The sequence below is a fragment of the Arthrobacter sp. 18067 genome, assembly GCF_902706295.1.
GTDB lineage: Bacteria > Actinomycetota > Actinomycetes > Actinomycetales > Micrococcaceae > Arthrobacter.
This window is the reverse complement of the sequence record NZ_CACSJJ010000003.1, coordinates 226,484-241,560: the sequence shown is the minus strand read 5'-3', so window position 1 is coordinate 241,560 and position 15,077 is coordinate 226,484. Positions and strand designations below refer to the sequence as shown.

Annotated in this window: 17 protein-coding genes and 2 pseudogenes; 12 read left to right on the top strand and 7 right to left on the bottom strand. The window is 62.6% G+C overall.

Going from position 1 to position 15,077, the window contains the following annotated elements; all coding sequences use genetic code 11:
* Window positions 1-48: 48 nt before the first annotated feature.
* Together GVL04_RS05245 and GVL04_RS05240 are read right to left on the bottom strand one after the other, a co-directional pair.
* Complete coding sequence (locus GVL04_RS05245; protein ID WP_235036168.1) at window positions 49-630, bottom strand: DUF308 domain-containing protein; 582 nt, start codon at window positions 628-630, stop codon at window positions 49-51.
* 9 nt (window positions 631-639) lie between these two features.
* Window positions 640-1,980: an MATE family efflux transporter gene (locus GVL04_RS05240; RefSeq protein ID WP_159700533.1), complete on the bottom strand. Its 1,341-nt coding sequence runs from the start codon at window positions 1,978-1,980 to the stop codon at window positions 640-642.
* A 41-nt stretch (window positions 1,981-2,021) separates the two neighbouring features.
* Between GVL04_RS05240 and GVL04_RS05235 the strand changes: the two genes are divergently transcribed.
* The 3 genes from GVL04_RS05235 (at window position 2,022) to GVL04_RS05225 (ending at window position 3,527) form a co-directional block, all read left to right on the top strand.
* On the top strand, window positions 2,022-2,618 hold the full coding sequence (locus GVL04_RS05235) for an antibiotic biosynthesis monooxygenase (protein WP_159700530.1): 597 nt from the start codon (window positions 2,022-2,024) through the stop codon (window positions 2,616-2,618).
* Window positions 2,615-3,025, top strand: a complete 411-nt coding sequence (locus tag GVL04_RS05230) for a GNAT family N-acetyltransferase (RefSeq protein WP_159700527.1) — start codon at window positions 2,615-2,617, stop codon at window positions 3,023-3,025. The genes GVL04_RS05235 and GVL04_RS05230 overlap by 4 nt, the downstream gene beginning before the upstream one ends.
* Window positions 3,026-3,092: 67 nt before the next feature.
* Window positions 3,093-3,527: a DoxX family protein gene (locus GVL04_RS05225; protein WP_090821975.1), complete on the top strand. Its 435-nt coding sequence runs from the start codon at window positions 3,093-3,095 to the stop codon at window positions 3,525-3,527.
* A 150-nt stretch (window positions 3,528-3,677) separates the two neighbouring features.
* Here the strand turns inward: GVL04_RS05225 and aztD are convergent, their stop codons facing one another.
* The gene (gene aztD / locus GVL04_RS05220; protein ID WP_200846749.1) at window positions 3,678-4,991 is read right to left on the bottom strand and encodes a zinc metallochaperone AztD; all 1,314 of its coding nucleotides are present in this window, start codon (window positions 4,989-4,991) and stop codon (window positions 3,678-3,680) included.
* 119 nt (window positions 4,992-5,110) lie between these two features.
* Here aztD and GVL04_RS05215 point away from each other — a divergent pair, with 119 nt between their 5' ends.
* The 3 genes from GVL04_RS05215 to GVL04_RS05205 all read left to right on the top strand — a co-directional run bounded on the left by GVL04_RS05215 (window position 5,111) and on the right by GVL04_RS05205 (window position 7,055).
* Complete coding sequence (locus GVL04_RS05215; protein ID WP_159700524.1) at window positions 5,111-5,443, top strand: PEP-utilizing enzyme; 333 nt, start codon at window positions 5,111-5,113, stop codon at window positions 5,441-5,443.
* Window positions 5,440-6,003, top strand: a complete 564-nt coding sequence (locus GVL04_RS05210) for a hypothetical protein (protein ID WP_159700521.1) — start codon at window positions 5,440-5,442, stop codon at window positions 6,001-6,003. Before GVL04_RS05215 ends, GVL04_RS05210 begins: the two co-directional genes overlap by 4 nt.
* A 74-nt stretch (window positions 6,004-6,077) precedes the next feature.
* Complete coding sequence (locus GVL04_RS05205) at window positions 6,078-7,055, top strand: acyl-CoA thioesterase (protein WP_159700518.1); 978 nt, start codon at window positions 6,078-6,080, stop codon at window positions 7,053-7,055.
* Between the two features lie 301 nt (window positions 7,056-7,356).
* Here the strand turns inward: GVL04_RS05205 and GVL04_RS05200 are convergent, their stop codons facing one another.
* A complete protein-coding gene (locus GVL04_RS05200; RefSeq protein ID WP_159700515.1) occupies window positions 7,357-8,391 on the bottom strand; it encodes an endonuclease/exonuclease/phosphatase family protein in 1,035 nt (344 codons plus the stop codon).
* A 26-nt stretch (window positions 8,392-8,417) separates the two neighbouring features.
* Between GVL04_RS05200 and GVL04_RS05195 the strand changes: the two genes are divergently transcribed.
* Both GVL04_RS05195 and GVL04_RS05190 read left to right on the top strand, forming a co-directional pair.
* Window positions 8,418-9,122: a response regulator transcription factor gene (locus tag GVL04_RS05195; protein WP_235036167.1), complete on the top strand. Its 705-nt coding sequence runs from the start codon at window positions 8,418-8,420 to the stop codon at window positions 9,120-9,122.
* Window positions 9,119-10,462 (top strand): cell wall metabolism sensor histidine kinase WalK, encoded by a 1,344-nt coding sequence (locus tag GVL04_RS05190; protein WP_159700512.1) that lies wholly within the window; start codon window positions 9,119-9,121, stop codon window positions 10,460-10,462. The genes GVL04_RS05195 and GVL04_RS05190 overlap by 4 nt, the downstream gene beginning before the upstream one ends.
* Before the next feature lie 15 nt (window positions 10,463-10,477).
* Here the strand turns inward: GVL04_RS05190 and GVL04_RS05185 are convergent, their stop codons facing one another.
* On the bottom strand, window positions 10,478-11,215 hold the full coding sequence (locus tag GVL04_RS05185; protein WP_159700509.1) for a VOC family protein: 738 nt from the start codon (window positions 11,213-11,215) through the stop codon (window positions 10,478-10,480).
* A gap of 130 nt (window positions 11,216-11,345) precedes the next feature.
* On the opposite strand from GVL04_RS05185, the pseudogene GVL04_RS05175 reads away from it, so the two are divergent.
* Together GVL04_RS05175 and GVL04_RS24485 are read left to right on the top strand one after the other, a co-directional pair.
* Window positions 11,346-11,558 (top strand): annotated as a pseudogene (locus GVL04_RS05175) (dihydroxyacetone kinase subunit DhaK); the annotation flags it as partial.
* A pseudogene (locus GVL04_RS24485) lies at window positions 11,553-11,666 on the top strand (D-erythrulose-4-phosphate isomerase 1); the annotation flags it as partial. The pseudogenes GVL04_RS05175 and GVL04_RS24485, both read left to right, overlap by 6 nt.
* On the opposite strand, the gene dnaB reads toward GVL04_RS24485, so the two are convergent.
* Entirely contained in the window at window positions 11,663-13,051 is a 1,389-nt protein-coding gene (dnaB, locus tag GVL04_RS05170; RefSeq protein ID WP_026541078.1) for a replicative DNA helicase, read from the bottom strand. The pseudogene GVL04_RS24485 and the gene dnaB sit on opposite strands and share 4 nt — an antisense overlap.
* 596 nt (window positions 13,052-13,647) lie before the next feature.
* Here dnaB and GVL04_RS05165 point away from each other — a divergent pair.
* Window positions 13,648-14,121, top strand: a complete 474-nt coding sequence (locus tag GVL04_RS05165; protein WP_159700659.1) for a hypothetical protein — start codon at window positions 13,648-13,650, stop codon at window positions 14,119-14,121.
* A 7-nt stretch (window positions 14,122-14,128) separates the two neighbouring features.
* On the top strand, window positions 14,129-14,704 hold the full coding sequence (locus GVL04_RS05160) for a hypothetical protein (RefSeq protein WP_159700506.1): 576 nt from the start codon (window positions 14,129-14,131) through the stop codon (window positions 14,702-14,704).
* A 6-nt stretch (window positions 14,705-14,710) separates the two neighbouring features.
* On the opposite strand, the gene GVL04_RS05155 is transcribed toward GVL04_RS05160, so the two are convergent.
* Window positions 14,711-15,067, bottom strand: coding sequence for a zf-TFIIB domain-containing protein (locus tag GVL04_RS05155; protein ID WP_231341474.1), 357 nt, complete (start codon window positions 15,065-15,067; stop codon window positions 14,711-14,713).
* Window positions 15,068-15,077 lie beyond the last annotated feature (10 nt).

Genomic DNA, 15,077 nt, shown 5'->3' with positions numbered 1-15,077 from the left:
GTGTCCGCCGGTTTGCAAAAGTTCTACGACGAGTAGAACGTCCAGCTACTAGTTTACGGCCTCGGGCGAAGCCCCCGGCGCAGCAGCCTCAACTCCGCCGGAACCAGTCCGGGCGTCGTGCCGCAGCGTCAGCCCGGACAGTATCCACAGCACGCCGGAAATGATGGCCCCACCGCCGGCAACACCCAACAGCGCATGGGCTCCGAGGGAGGTGAAGAACGGCAGTATGACGGCCGTGCCCACGGAAACGATGCCGGAAACAAGCCAGTCGCGGGCCAAGGAGTCCCGCTTTCGGAGGCCGTGGACGAACTCCAGAAGGCCCAGCACCAGCAAGGCCAACATGGCAGAGAGAGCCACGCCCGCGTCAGACTGGGTGATAAGAGCGCCGATGCCTCCGAGTGCCACGACCACCGGCACGGCAACCGGCAGAGCCCGGGACATCCACGCAGCCCCCGCTGTTGCCAGCAGATACAGCCCGACAGCCCACGCCAGGACATGCACCGATGGCGAAGCCCAGAAGATGGTGATCGCACCGAACAACAATGCGACCGTTGCGCGGATCAGCACGGGTTTCCAGAGTCCGGCCGCGGAGGCAGAAGGAGTCTGGGCAGGAGTCGCTGGGAGAGTCACCCGTCCAGTTTAGTGCGAACCCAGCACCATCCATCGATCGGTCCGTGCGCGTAGCCCCAAAGTCAGGCCACGGGCCAGCATATAGCCCAGCGCAAACGCGGCCCACAACCAAAAGAGGCCCGCCTCGCCGTCGGGCTTGATCTGGTGGATGGCCACCAGCAGCGGCAGGTAGACCACCAGGTTTACGACGCCGGCAATCGCCAGATACCGCGCGTCACCGGCGCCTATGAGGACTCCGTCGAGGACGAAGACGTAGCCGGCCAACGGTTGTCCCACGGCGAGGACCCAGAGGGCGATGGTAAGGGCTGATCGGACCCCCTCGTCGGAGGTGAAGAGATATCCGGCCCACGGTGCCGCCACAGCCAGGAGCACACCGGTGATCACGCCGAATCCGAGCCCCCAGCGGACCATGGTGCGGGTCAGCTCGCGGACACGCTGGGCATTCCTGGCGCCGAGTTCCTTGCCGACCAGGGCTTGCGCCGCGATCGCCAAAGCATCCAGCGCAAAGGCGAGGAAGGAGAAAATAGTCATCGCCAACTGATGCGCGGCCAGGTTGACGGCGCCCTGGGCAGTGACCACCAGGACAGTCGCCAGGATGGCGAGCCGGAGGCTCAGCGTACGCAGCATGAGCCACGAACCCACCTTGGTCATGGCCCGGATGCCATGCCAGTCGGGCCTCAAGGACACTCCATGGTGCCGTGCGTTCCTGCTCACCATTACCAAGTAGACGGCCGCCATGGCCCACTGCGCGATGCTGGTACCGATCGCCGAGCCGGCCACCGAAAGATCCAGCCCGTAGACCAGGAACCAGTTGAGCGCGATGTTCAGCGCAAACCCGGCCGTTGCCACGAGCAAGGGCGTCCGAGTGTCCTGAAGCCCGCGGAGAACGCCGGTGCCCGCGAAAATGAGGAGCATCGCGGCCAAGCCAGGCATGGACCAGCGCAAATAATCGACGGCAAATTCCCGTACGTCCCCGGTGGCGCCCATGAAGCCAACCAAGGGTTCGGCCGCCACAAAGCCAACCACCGCGAGCGCCAGGCCCAGCAGCAAAGCCAGCCACACGCCGTCGCGCCCTGCTGCCAAAGCCTTGCCCAACTTGCCGTCACCGATCGCACGGGCCACAGCCGGCGTCGTCGAATATGCCAGGAAGACCATAAGTCCCACGGCGGTGTGCAGAATGGTGGACGCGAGCCCAACACCGGCGAGCTGGTCAACGCCCAGATGGCCCACAATGGCGGAGTCCGCCAACAGGAACATCGGCTCGGCGATGAGCGCGCCGAAGGCAGGAACGGCCAGGCGCAGGATCTCGCGGGCATTGGAGCGGGGTGTGGTGGTTGTGGTTTGAGGCACTAAACAAGCCTAGTCCGCCGCTGGCCGGGTACATTTGGCCCGTGTCACATGAGCATCCCGTCACCGTTTCCGTCGCCCGCACCATCCTTCCCGGCTATACCCGCCAGGCCAACGCCTGGGCCCATGCCGGACAGGAGCTCGCCCGAGAATGGCCTGGTTACCTCGGCTCGGGATGGGTACGCAACGGAGTCGACTCTGCTGAATGGCACATGCTCTATCGCTTCGCAGACTCGGAATCCCTGCAGGACTGGGAAGACTCCGAGGAGCGGCGCTGGTGGATCGACAGCGCCAGGGACATGATGGAGACCACCCGCGTGGAGCGGCACACCGGGATTGAGGGTTGGTTCTCCCGGCCGGGCGACGTCTCCGTAGTAGTCCCCGAAACCGTGGTGCCGCCGCGATGGAAGCAGGCCGTCAGCATCTTCCTGCCGTTCTTCCCGCTCAGCCTCCTGGCCAATTTCCTGTTGCACCCGCTGACGCAGCACTGGCCGCTGGTTCTCTCCGTCCTTCTCACCATCGTCATCCTGACCCCGCTGATGACATACATTTTCCTGCCGATCACCACCCGACTCCTGCAGCCTTGGCTTCAGAAGCCTGCCAGGAAGCGCCGGATACAGGTGAAAGGGGCCTCACGATGACCTACATCCTCTCCACGGACAAGGAGCGTGTGGACCGCGATTGGCTCTGGACCCAGCTCTCAACCAACGTCTACTGGGCAAAATGGCGAACGCGTGCCGACGTCGAGGCGCAACTGGATAACGCATGGCGGATTGTTGGCGCATATGACGGGAAGACCGGCGGCATGGTGGGTTACGCCCGGGCGTTTTCTGACGGTGTTGCCCTCGCCTATCTGGCCGATGTCTACGTCCACGAATCCGCACGGGGACGGTCGCTGGGCAAGGCCATGGTGCAGGAGATGATCGACGGCGGGCCGGGGGCAAACTTCCGCTGGATGCTGCACACAGGCGATGCCCACCGCTTATACGAACAATTCGGCTTCTCCGAACCAGATGCGCGCTACATGGAGCGCCGCGAGGTTCGATAGTCCGGTTCTGGTCATAAAAAGCCTTGATTAGTTGACACTTCAACTTATGTCGGGAAGGGTTGAAGGCATGAACAAGTCCAGCTTGACCACCACAGCCCTGACCATCCTGCGCGTTATTGCAGGATTTCTCTTCGCCGCGCACGGTTGGCAGAAGTTCAACGAATTCACCATCGCAGGCACACAGGCCTCCTTTGCCCAAATGGGCGTGCCGGGCGCTTCCGCAGTTGCCCCCATCGTCGCAACGCTTGAGCTGGTGGGCGGCATCGCGCTGATCATCGGCCTCCTGACCCGCGTGTTCGCAGCCCTCCTGGCCGTCAACATGCTCGGCGCACTCTTCCTGGTACACGCCCCGGCCGGCGTCTTCGTCGGCAACGGCGGGTACGAGCTTGTGCTGCTCTTCGCCGGAGCAGCCCTTGCCCTCGCGCTGGCTGGCGCCGGCCGGATATCCGCCGACGCCGCACTGTTTGGCCGCTCGGGATCCAAGCTCCGCGTCCTCGCGTAAGCGGCCACCACCCCGGACGCTCTCTCACCTAACGGCCCCTAAACGCCGGCGCTCTCTCACTTCCTTCAGAAGAGTGAGAGAGCGCCGGCGTTTAAGTGGCCGGAGGTGAGAGAGCATCGGCGTTTAAGCGGCGTGTCGTGAGAGAGGGTCCTAGCCCGTCACGCCGGTGAGCTCGTTCGGGACATGCTCAAGCTGCGCGGACTCCGCTACCTTGCCGGTCTCCAAGTCCACCGCATGGATGGTGCGCGTCGCCGGTTCGGTGACGAACGCCGTCGAGCCTTGGACAAAGAGCGTGGGGCGTGGGTCCTGCCACGTGGCTGACTCTTCCCAGGCGGCTACTACCGGGATTGTGGACGTGACCGTACCGGACAGCGGATCGATCACGCGCAGTCCGCCGTCGGTTCCGAGGACCAGGGCCTCGCCAGACGGTCCGCGGCCCAATGAGCGGAACGAGTAGCTGGTGCCGATGTCCACGAGCTGCATGGCCGCGGTTTCTGTGTTGACGAGCGAGATCCGCGTGGGTCGCTCGGGCTTGGCCGCTTTGTCCACCTTGTAGTCGCCCAAGATGACAGGCGACTTTTCCGAACCTGCTTGGTTGCCCAGCCGGCCGTAGGCATCCGGGCTGGCCACCTTGGTGATGGCCCCATCCTTGTAGATCAACATTCCGTTTTCGCAGCCAACCACCACGGCTTCACCTGCGGCAACGGCCTCGCCGTGAACGCCGGGGCAGTCCTCGTTGCGCAGGATTTCCTTGCGGTCCTGCCCCTTTCCGGCCGAGAGCACGGCAATTCCGGTTCGGCTTTCCTCGTTGCCGAGGGTCACCAGCAACTTGCCGTCTTCAAGCTCGACGGCGACTCCATGGTGCGCTTCAGGCGTCATGTACACGTCAGTGGCGGGTAGCTTTCCATCCTCCACGGCGGCAGCCAAAGCGGACGTCTCAAACGCCTCCACCTTGCCCGAACCGTCGTTGAACAGCACCGTCTTGTCGCCGTGCAGCACAACGTGACCGGCCTTGCTAGCCTCAAACGCCAACTCGGTCAGCTTGGGATCCGCCACATAGTGGTGGCTGTGATCGCCATGCGGCTCGGTCCAGGCGCCTGCGTCGAACAGGCGGAAGGCGTCCCCGGTGGACACGAAGACATGCCGTCCGTCGCCAGCCGGATTCAGGCGGTTGAAGCCGGACATTTCCGCAGTTCCCACCTGCTTAAGGGACGTAGCGTCCAGAACCGAAATGCCGGCGTCGTGAGTGTAGACGAGCCGAGGCGTGGCCGCCCCGGCCTCCTTGGCAGTGGGTGCCGATGTAGCTGAAGCCGAAGGATCAAGTGCATTTCCCGCCGTACCGACGGGGCCGGCGCAAGCGGTCAGCAGCAGGGCAGAGAGCCCGACGGCGGCAATCGGCAGGGCGTGAAGGCGTCGTCTAAGCGTGGTCGGGACAGGGGTCATGGGGGTGAGGTGATGAGACATGGGTTAAATGATATTGATTCTCATTTAGACTGCAAGTCGACCTGCTCCAAGCACCCCTCCGCTGCTACTCTCAACAAGATGCCCACAAATACTCTTTCGCTGCGAACCGGAAGCCAGCGATGACCACCATCCTCACCGGCGTCGGCGCCAGTACCGGGATTGTCCAGGGACCGGCCCGGCTCGTTCACGGACCCGACGAATTCAGCCGTTTCCAGTCCGGAGATGTGCTGGTTTGCCGCACCACCGATCCCGCGTGGACGCCCCTCTTCGGAATGGCATCAGCTGTGGTCACGCAAACCGGCGGCATGCTGTCCCACGCCGCGATTGTGGCCCGGGAGTACGGGATTCCCGCCGTGCTCGGAGTCCGCGACGCACTGGAAATGCTCGTCGACGGAACCCATCTGACGGTAGACGGTGCGCAGGGAACCGTCACGGCGGCGGACAGAGAATGACGCTTCTCACCCTGCACGCCGTACGCCTTCTCGGGTTCGCGGACACAGAGGCTGTAGCGGCGCGCTTCGCCCAGTCTCGCGCGGTGGTGGAGTCCGAACTAATCGACGCCGGCGTGGATGGCTTCGTTTCGTACAGCACCTTCGCCGGGACCAGTGGTTGGTCGCTGTCGAGCCTCGGGCGAGCCGAAAATGAACGGTTGCTTGCCCATGAACTCCACCTGGCGGAGGCGCGTGGCACAGTTGTGGCCGTGCACGAGGAATTCGCGGAATTCAACACCGGAGTTGTAGGCGCCTGCAGCGCTATCCAGTTGCAGTCGCCCGCTACGGAAGATGCCATGGATGTCCTGATCGGCGCCTTGGCAGCATGGCGTCCGATGGAAGAACAGCTGACCGTTTTGCTGCCTCGGTTCGACGGCTACGCCGAGCGCCTGCTGCGGGCATTGAGGCACGCTCCAGAGGGCACGGCCTGGCTCACGGCCACGGACCGCGATTCCTTTCATCGGATCTGGTTCGAGCTGCACGAGGATCTCATCGCGACCCTCGGGATCCAACGCGCCTGACGCGTCTGGTCGCTGCGACAGCCGGCACTGACTTAGTCACGTAACAGAAACCTGCCGACAGTAAACTTCGAAACATGAGCGATGATGCCGCCAATTCAGTGACCCTCCGCTTCCTTGCGGCCCCCATGGACATCGGACACAGCGGGTCAGTCGACGCCGGTACTGTCCTCGAGTGGGTGGACAAGGCGGCGTATGCGGCAGCGGTGGGGTGGGCCAAGTCCTACTGCGTTACGGCCTACGTGGGCAACATCCACTTCACGGATCCGGTGAACAGCGGCGACATGGTGGAGGTAACGTCCACCATCGTCTATACCGGCCGTTCCTCCATGCACATCCACACAGTGGTCAGCTCGCGCGATCCCAGGGGTGGTCCGGAGACTATGCACAGCCAGTGCATGGTGATCTTCGTAGCGGTGGGACCGGACGGCAAGCCGATCCCCGTCCCCCAGTTTGAGCCGTCTACGCCTGAAGAGATCGAGCAGCGCGACCACGCGCTGGCACGCATCGAGGTGCGCGAACAGATCGTCAACGCGATGAACGCCCAGGAATATACCGACGCCGGCACCGCCGAGCGTGTCACGCTCCGGTTCATGGCGTCCCCCACTGATGTGAACTGGGGCGGCAAGGTCCACGGCGGCATCGTCATGAAGTGGATCGACGAAGCGGCCTACGTTTGCGCTTCCCGGTACTGCGGCAAGGACACTGTGGCTGTGTTCTCCGGCGGCGTCCGGTTCTACAGGCCTCTGCTGATAGGCCACGTCGTAGAAGTGGAAGCACGCCTCGTCTACACCGGCGCCAAGGGCATGCACATCGCTGTCCACGTCCGCTCCGGCGATCCGAAGACCCGCGAAATGAACCTGACCACGTACTGCCTCACCGTAATGGTGGCGCGCGACGAAACGGGAACCTCGGTGCCCATTCCGGCCTGGGTCCCGGTGTCCGACGAGGACAAGAAGCTGCACGCCCACGCCCGCGAACTGCTGGAAATCCGTGGCCGGGCACCGGGAAACCGCCTGCCGGATCACCTATTGAAGGCAGCGGGCAACGCCTGATGGATGTCACTCTTGCCGTGGTCGTGATAGTCGCTGTCCTCGCCGTTTTCATCAGCGGCATAGTGTGGACCAACGTCAAGCAAGGCAGACGGGCGAGGGAGAAACCACCGGGTCATAGGGGCGCGTACCAATCCCAGCGCGGACGGGTGTACAAGCATGGCTCCACAAGTCACAATGCACATCCGAGCAGCGGCGCTGACTAGCAGCCTGTGACTCCTGGTTTACGCCTTCGTTGTGCTCGAGGAACAGACAAGGTGGCCGCTCGCTTGGCCCAGCTGGCCTTCTGCGCATGTGGTGCCTGTCATCGGTTTGGGCTTACTGTCGGTCGGGCTGCCCCCGGCTGCAGCCATGCCATCGCTGCGAGATGATCGGTGCCCGGTGTTGTTATGACGGATGCTCCAGAAAGTGTGAACCCGCGGAACAGAATGTGGTCCGGTCGGGTGGCCGGCAGGCTGGCCGGCCAGGTGAAGCCGAAGCCGGTCCGGGCGTCATCGAGCGTTGCCAGAAGTGGTGCGAAGGAGCGGTCTGTGGTGGCGGTATTGAAGTCTCCGACCACCAAGAGTCGCGACGACGGATCCGCCTCTACTATCCCGCTGAGCTTGGCAAGCCCGCTGTTCCTGTTGCCTACTTCACCGGGCCGGACCGAGGGCAGATGTACGGCGTAGAGCTGGACGGGACCCTCCGGCGATTCCAACTGCATGCTCATGGCGCGGGACCAGCCGAGGCCCAAAGTAAGGGGCCTGCCTTGGCTCAGCGGAAACCGGCTCCACACTCCCACCGTCCCCGCTACCTGCCGATACCCGAAAGTCCGGTCCATCAGCGGAGCTATCCGTTCCAGGGTCGGGCCGGTGAGCTCCTGAAGGATCACGACGTCGGCGCCGGACTTGATCAGCTTCTCCACGGCCTCGGAGGCATGCGGATTTCCTGCGCGGAGGTTCTGCGTGACGATGCTCCATCCGCTGGCTTCGCCGGACGTCGCTGCGGCAGAAGCCGGGGTGGCGCCCGTCGCCATGACTGGCAAAAAGACCACGCACCAGGAAATCAGGGCGGCCGCCGCTGGGATGGAGCCCGCCCAGGCTCTTGAGAGCAACGCCACGATCAGAAGGGCGGCGATGACCACCCCCAGCCATGGCAGGAAGCTTTCGACGAACAGTGCTGCCCCTTTGGCCTCCGGCACCAGTCCGTGGCCGAAGATCAGTGCCATTATTGCCCCCGCAAAGATGCCCACAACCCAGTCCCTGGCCCGTGGACGACGCCGCCGGGACTCAAGCAGACCTCGCTGGGCGGCGGTGGCGTAGGTGGTTCCGATGTCCTTATCCATAGCCTCATGGTTCATAAGGGAACTTAAAGGATTATGAAGCCATGCGAACTATGCTGGTGGCCATGACGGAGCCCATAACAGTCTTGGTCGTCGACGACGATCCGGACATCAGAAGCTCCCTGCAGTTCCTGCTTGAAGCAACCGGCTACCGGGTTGAATCGGCCGCTGACGGCCGTGATGCCCTTGAAAAGGTGGCCGCAACGACACCGGATCTGCTGGTGGCGGACGTTTTGATGCCGCTGATGGATGGGCTCGGCCTCTGCCGGATGCTCCGGGCGGCCGGCAATGCGGTTCCAATCCTCTTGCTCACCGCCCGCAGCGATGTAGCCGACTGCGTTGCAGGGTTGGACGCCGGAGCTGACGACTACCTTTCCAAGCCGTTTGAACCTGATGAACTGCTGGCACGATTGCGGGCCATGGCACGCCGGACAACCCAGCTTCCGGCCAGCCCCACGGGGTACAACGATTTGGAACTGGTCCCCGAGGCCCACGCCGTGAGGCAAAACGGACGCTGGATTGACCTCAGCAGCACCGAATACGCCATCCTTTGCGTGCTCGCGGAAAACCCGGAGCAAGCACTCAGTCGAGGCCAGATCAGCGACGCCGTGTGGGGATACGCAATGACTCCAGCCTCCAATTCACTGGAGGTCTACATCAGCTATCTGCGTCGAAAACTCGAAGCCGAGGGTGAGGCACGGATCATCCAGACGGTTCGGGGCGTCGGATACAGGCTGGCCGCATCGTGACGCTGCGGCTGCGGATGACACTGGTAATCGCAGCGGCCATCACCCTCACCGTTTCATTGTTTGCAGTACTGGTGTACGTCTTCGTGGGTCATGAACTGCGCAAGAACGAGGATCTTTCCCTGAGGCGCGAATCGGATCGCATCATCCAGCTGATCCAGACCGATCCCAATTGGCAGGGGTTTTCACAGTGCACCTGGGTCCGATCTCCCGCCTGTGCACAGTTGGTAGCGCCAGCTCCCAGCGAAGACCCGGACTCCGGCGCCGGGCCGGCCTTGCCCATCACCGCCCAGATGCGGGAGGTGGCATCCGGCAAGAGCACGGCTTTCTTTACGGAAGCGGCCATCGGCGACGATCCCATCCGTGTGTACGTCAGGCCATTACCGAATCAGCGTGCTTTGGTAGTAGGTGTCAGGGACGACAGGGTTCTGGCGTCCTTCGAGCGACTCAGTTGGCTGCTCGTGGCGACAGTGCTGGGCGCTTTGGTGGTGGCCGCGGGCACTGCCTACGTGGCCGCCAGGCGCGGATTACGTCCGGTTGATCGGCTCACGGCCATAGCCGAGGGCATCGCCCAAACCGGTGACACTGACATCAGGATCCCGGAAAGCACAACCACTGAGATCAACAGGCTCAGCAACGCCTTCAATACGATGCTGAGCGAATTGGAGCAATCCCGCCACCAGCAGGAACAGCTGATTGCCGACGCCTCCCACGAACTGCGGACTCCCTTGACGTCGCTGCGGACAAACGCAGCCATGCTCAGGAATCCCGAATTGTCTCAGGGCAGCAAGGAACGCATAACCGGGGCCCTGGAGCATGAACTTGTGGCCATGCAGTCCCTCATCGAGGACCTGATCGATCTGGCCCGAAACAAGGAGTCCCCTTCCTTCATCGAAGAAGTGGATCTGAACGAACTTGTTCACTTCTGCATGGACAACGCGGAACGGCGTTACCCAGGTGTGGCTTGGTCCCTGGAAGGACCCCGCGGCCCACTCCTGGTGGCAGGGGAACGCGCCAGGCTGGCCCGCGCCGTCGCGAATCTTCTGGACAACGCCGGCAAATTCACGCCCGAGCCAGGTCAAGTCCGGGTAGCCATGAGCGTCTCAAAAGGCGGTGTCACCCTTGATGTGCGGGATACGGGGCCGGGTATTCCTTCGGAGGACCTGGACCATGTCTTTGACCGGTTCTACCGTTCCACCAGCACGCGAAGCGTGGCCGGATCCGGCGTGGGACTCGCCGTGGTTCACAACGTAGCCATCACCCACAACGGCACGGCAAAAGCACATCCGAGCCCAGGCGGGGCACACTTCAGCCTCACACTGCCGCTGGCGGAAGGCAGCTAAACACAACGCCTGGCATCACCCCGGCCTGAGTACGCAGAACTCGTTGCCCTCGGGATCCGCGAGGCACCGCCACGACACATCACCCTGCCCCACGTCAGCGTCAGCGGCGCCAAGCGCGTGCAAACGTGTCACTTCAGCCGCCTGATCGTCGCCGGGATACGGCATCAGGTCGAGATGGATACGGTTCTGTAGTGCGTCCGGGTCTGGCGTGCGAAGCAACTCCAAATAGGGCCCAACCCCCTTGGACGAACGCAGCCTCGCATGATCATCGGTTACTTCGTGCAAGGTCCAGTCCATGGCCCCGCTCCAGAAGTTGGCCAAGGCCCGGGGGTCTGCGCAGTTGACCACCACCGTCGCAATGGGACCGGTGTCCTGGTAGATCTGGCGGGGTTCGAGGACGCAGAACAGATTGCCCTCGGGATCAGCCAGCACCGTCCACGGCACCTCTCCCTGCCCTATGTCGGCCGGTGTCGCTCCGAGTTCCTTGAGGCGTGCGATGAGTTCCGACTGGTGGGCGGCGGAGGTGGTAGCAAGATCGAGATGGGCGCGGTATTTCACTGTCTCGGGGTCCGGAACGGTCACAACATCAACGCAGACGGCTGAAGGGTCCGGCCAAGTGAAGCCCACTGGCTCAACGTTGGTCACCCCAGGTCCCTCACTGGAAATACCCCAGCCGAGGGCGTCAGCCCAAAACTTCCCAAGAGCAGAGTCATCCCGGGCTTTGAAGTTCACTTGAACCAGTCGCAGTGCCATGACGCCCTACCCTATACCTGGGCGGCAGAACTACCCCACCAAATTCTCCGCCTGACCGTCCATGTGCGCGATGATCGTCTCGCGCGCTTTGGCAGCGTTCCCGGTCTCAATGGCGGCGACAATGTCAGATGGGCCTGGGCCTGGGTATCACGGCGAGCCTGGATTGTTCGATACCGAGTTACCGTCCGCCGTCGACCTTGGCCGGGAACTGGTGCAGCGCGTGCTGGCCGTGATCCGCAACGGCTTGGGTTCCACCAAGCACGGGGAACTGTTCGTCCTGTGGCGCACTGTGGCTCCCCTGCTGCGCGAGGCCGGCTACACCCTGGTCATGCACGAGGTGGGCGTGGAGTTGGCCCGCAGGTTGGCCAAGGAGTGGATCGGCTACGCATTCGACCCTTCGCCCGGGTCAGCGGCGAAGGTGAAAGTGCTGAGCGACTTAGCAGACTGCTAGAACCCGCCGCCACCAGCACCTGAATCGCCCGCCATGTTGGCAAAGCGCGAGTAGTGGCCCTGGAACGCGACCACGATGTCCTTGGTGGGGCCGTTACGGTGCTTGGCGATGAGGATGTCTGCTTCACCGGCGCGGGGTGACTCTTTGTCGTAGACGTCTTCACGGTGCAGCAGGATAACCATGTCGGCGTCCTGCTCGATGGAGCCTGATTCACGGAGGTCGGACACCATGGGGCGCTTATCCTGGCGCTGCTCGGAACCACGGTTCAGCTGAGACAGCGCGATGACGGGAACCTGGAGTTCCTTGGCGAGCAGCTTGAGGGCACGCGAGAACTCAGAGACTTCCTGCTGGCGGGACTCCACCTTTTTACCCGAGCTCATGAGCTGGAGGTAGTCGAGGATCACGAGCTTGAGGTCGTGCTGCTGCTTCAGGCGGCGGCACTTGGCCCGGATCTCCATGAGCGACATGTTGGGGCTGTCATCGATGAACAGCGGAGCATCGTTCATGCGACCCATGGTGGTGGCGATCTTGGACCATTGCTCGTCCTTGATGGTGCCCTTGCGGAGGTCCTGCAAGCCAATGGTGGCTTCTGCTGAGAGAAGACGCATGGCGATCTCGTTCCGGCCCATTTCCAAGGAGAACATGACCGTGGCCAGGTTGTTCTTGATGGCTGCGGAACGGGCGAAGTCCAGCGCGAACGTGGACTTACCCACGGCCGGACGGGCCGCGATAACAATCATCTGGCCGGGGTGGAGGCCGTGCGTCAGTTCGTCCAGCTCGTAGAAACCGGTGGGAACACCGGTCATACCTTCGCCACGGTGGCCCGACGCCTCGATCTCGTCCACGGTGGATTCCATGACGTCCTTCAACGCCACGTAATCCTCTGCCGTGCGCTTTTCAGCGACCGCGTAGACCTCTGCCTGTGCCTGGTTGACCAGGTCTTCCACTTCGCCGTCCTGGCCGTAGCCCATCTGGACGATCTTGGTGCCTGCGTTAACGAGGCGGCGGAGCACTGCCCGCTCGGCGACGATCTCGGCGTAGTATCCGGCATTGGCCGCGGTAGGGACGGTCTGAATGAGCTCGTGAAGGTAGGCGGGCCCGCCGATCCTGTTGATCTCGCCACGCTTGGTCAGCTCATCCGAGACGGTGACGGCGTCCGCGGGTTCGCCACGACCGTAGAGGTCAATGATGGACTCGTAGATGGTTTCGTGGGCGGGACGGTAGAAGTCGTGTCCACGGACGATTTCGACGACGTCGGCGATTGCGTCCTTGGACAGCATCATGCCGCCAAGTACCGACTGTTCAGCGGGGATGTCCTGGGGAGGTTTCCGGCTCGAGTCCGAAGCGCGTGTGCCCTCGATTGAGTCCAAGTGCGTAACTGACAAAGCCGTCCTCCATTTGTGTACCACTGCAGAGATTTACTCCCTGGCGGCCCGTAAAGCGCAGTGTGCGGCTACGGAGTCCGCCTGGTACCTCTGACGATGTCAGGGAGGGCAGACAAAATAACAGTCCGTATCCACAAGTTATCCACAGTCGATTTCCCGGGCCCGCTGTCGGTGGTGGTTATGACAGGCTCCGGGAAACACAACGAGGGGATATTCGCATCCAAAATGGACACTCCAGACACGTTACAGCAGGTGCCCGACACCCCCTGTGGAAAAGCTGTGGAATACCAGCCCCACGTTGTGCACAGACTGTGCGTTACCCTGTGGATAGAGAAATTCTTTTAGAGGAAACTAGGCTCTGAACTGCGGAAACGTACTTCACAAGCTGTGGACTAAAGAAGGACTTCAGGGAAATTCATCCACAGCCATAGCCTCACAACTGGCCCCGCAACGAGTCAAAAGCACCCCAAACATGCCGCAAATGTGATGCATCTAACAAAGAGTGCCTTAATTTGACACTGACCTCTCAGAAGCCTATGCCGGAAGTGGAATGTGCTGTGGATAACCAACTTCTGGCATAAGCTCTAGGCATGGGGATCAACTTTGGTGACGTGCTGACGATTGCCCTTCCACTTCTAGTCCTCGTTGGCCTGCTGTGGGCGCTCACGGCGGCCTTCAAACCGCGGGATACCGGCGTCTCGGACGCCGAGAGATATCAGCGCGAACTCGCGGCCCGTTCTGCTGCGCACCAAGCGTCCCAGGTGCAGGAGGCGCTGGCCCTGCGCGCCCGGATCGAAGCCACCACCAAGCCGAGCCAGAACGAGGCCAGCCACAGGGAGCAGGCGGAGAACACCAGGACGGCAATCGCGGCCCAAGCTGCACGGTCGCACGCGGCCGGCCAAACGGGTCATCAGCCGGCTGTACTTCCCAATGGGCAACTGAACCCGCAGCTTGCTTTCGAGCTGCAGAACCTTGTCCGCAGTGGGAAGAAGATCGAAGCCATCAAGGTCCTGCGCCAAGCTACCCACTCAGACCTGCTCACCGCCAAGAACTACGTAGATCGGCTCTGACAACGCCATGGATTCCATCCTCATCCCGCTCCTGATCCTCATTGCGGTCATTGCGGGCGTGCTCCTGCTTATTCGCTCGTTCGCCAAACGCTCCGCTGAAGCCAAGGCGGGCGCGGCAGGGTCGAATGCTCCCAAGGATCCCGTGGAGTTGGCCAGGGAATCGGCGGCCAAGCTCAATCAGGAACAACACCGCCAGCTCTACTCCCTCATCGCGCGCGGACAGGGCATGGCAGCGATCAAGCTTTACCTACAGGCCACCGGCGAAGGCCTGCGTGCGTCACGTGACGCCGTGGGTGCCCTGGCTGCGCATCCTCAACCGTTCACGCCGGAAGCGCCCAGCAAGGATCTGCTGGCGGACGATGATGACGAACCGGAACGCTTTCCCTATCGGTACCGGGCCATTGTCAGCAAGGGCGACGTGACCCGGGAAGTGAGCAGCAACATGCTCAACGACGAGATCTACGGACGAATCCGGACCCTCGCCAAGAGCGGTGACGTTGAGGGCGCAGCCGTTGCCCTGACGCGCCACTCAGACATCACGATCAAGCAGGCCCGCGAGTTCATCGAGCTGCTGGACGACTAGGAAAAACTAGAAGTCGAACAGGTCGCCGAGGAAGCCTTCCTTTTTCTTGCGCTTGCGGCCGTACCCGTCGCGATCGTTGCCTTCACGACGGTCGTAATCGCGCCGGTCATAATCGCGCCTGTCCCTGTCGTCATAGCGGGGCTGCTGTGGACGGGACTCGAACGGGTTGTAGAGGGGCGGCGGCGCGATCGGAGGCTGTGACGGCGCAGCCGCGGGACGGACGGGGGCAGGGACGGTTTCGGCCGCGACGCGATCAATGATCTTGTCCAACTCCCCACGATCCAGCCACACGCCCCTGCATTGCGGGCAGTAGTCGATCTCTACGCCGCTTCGTTCGCTCATCACCAGGTCAATGGAATCCACAGGACACTTC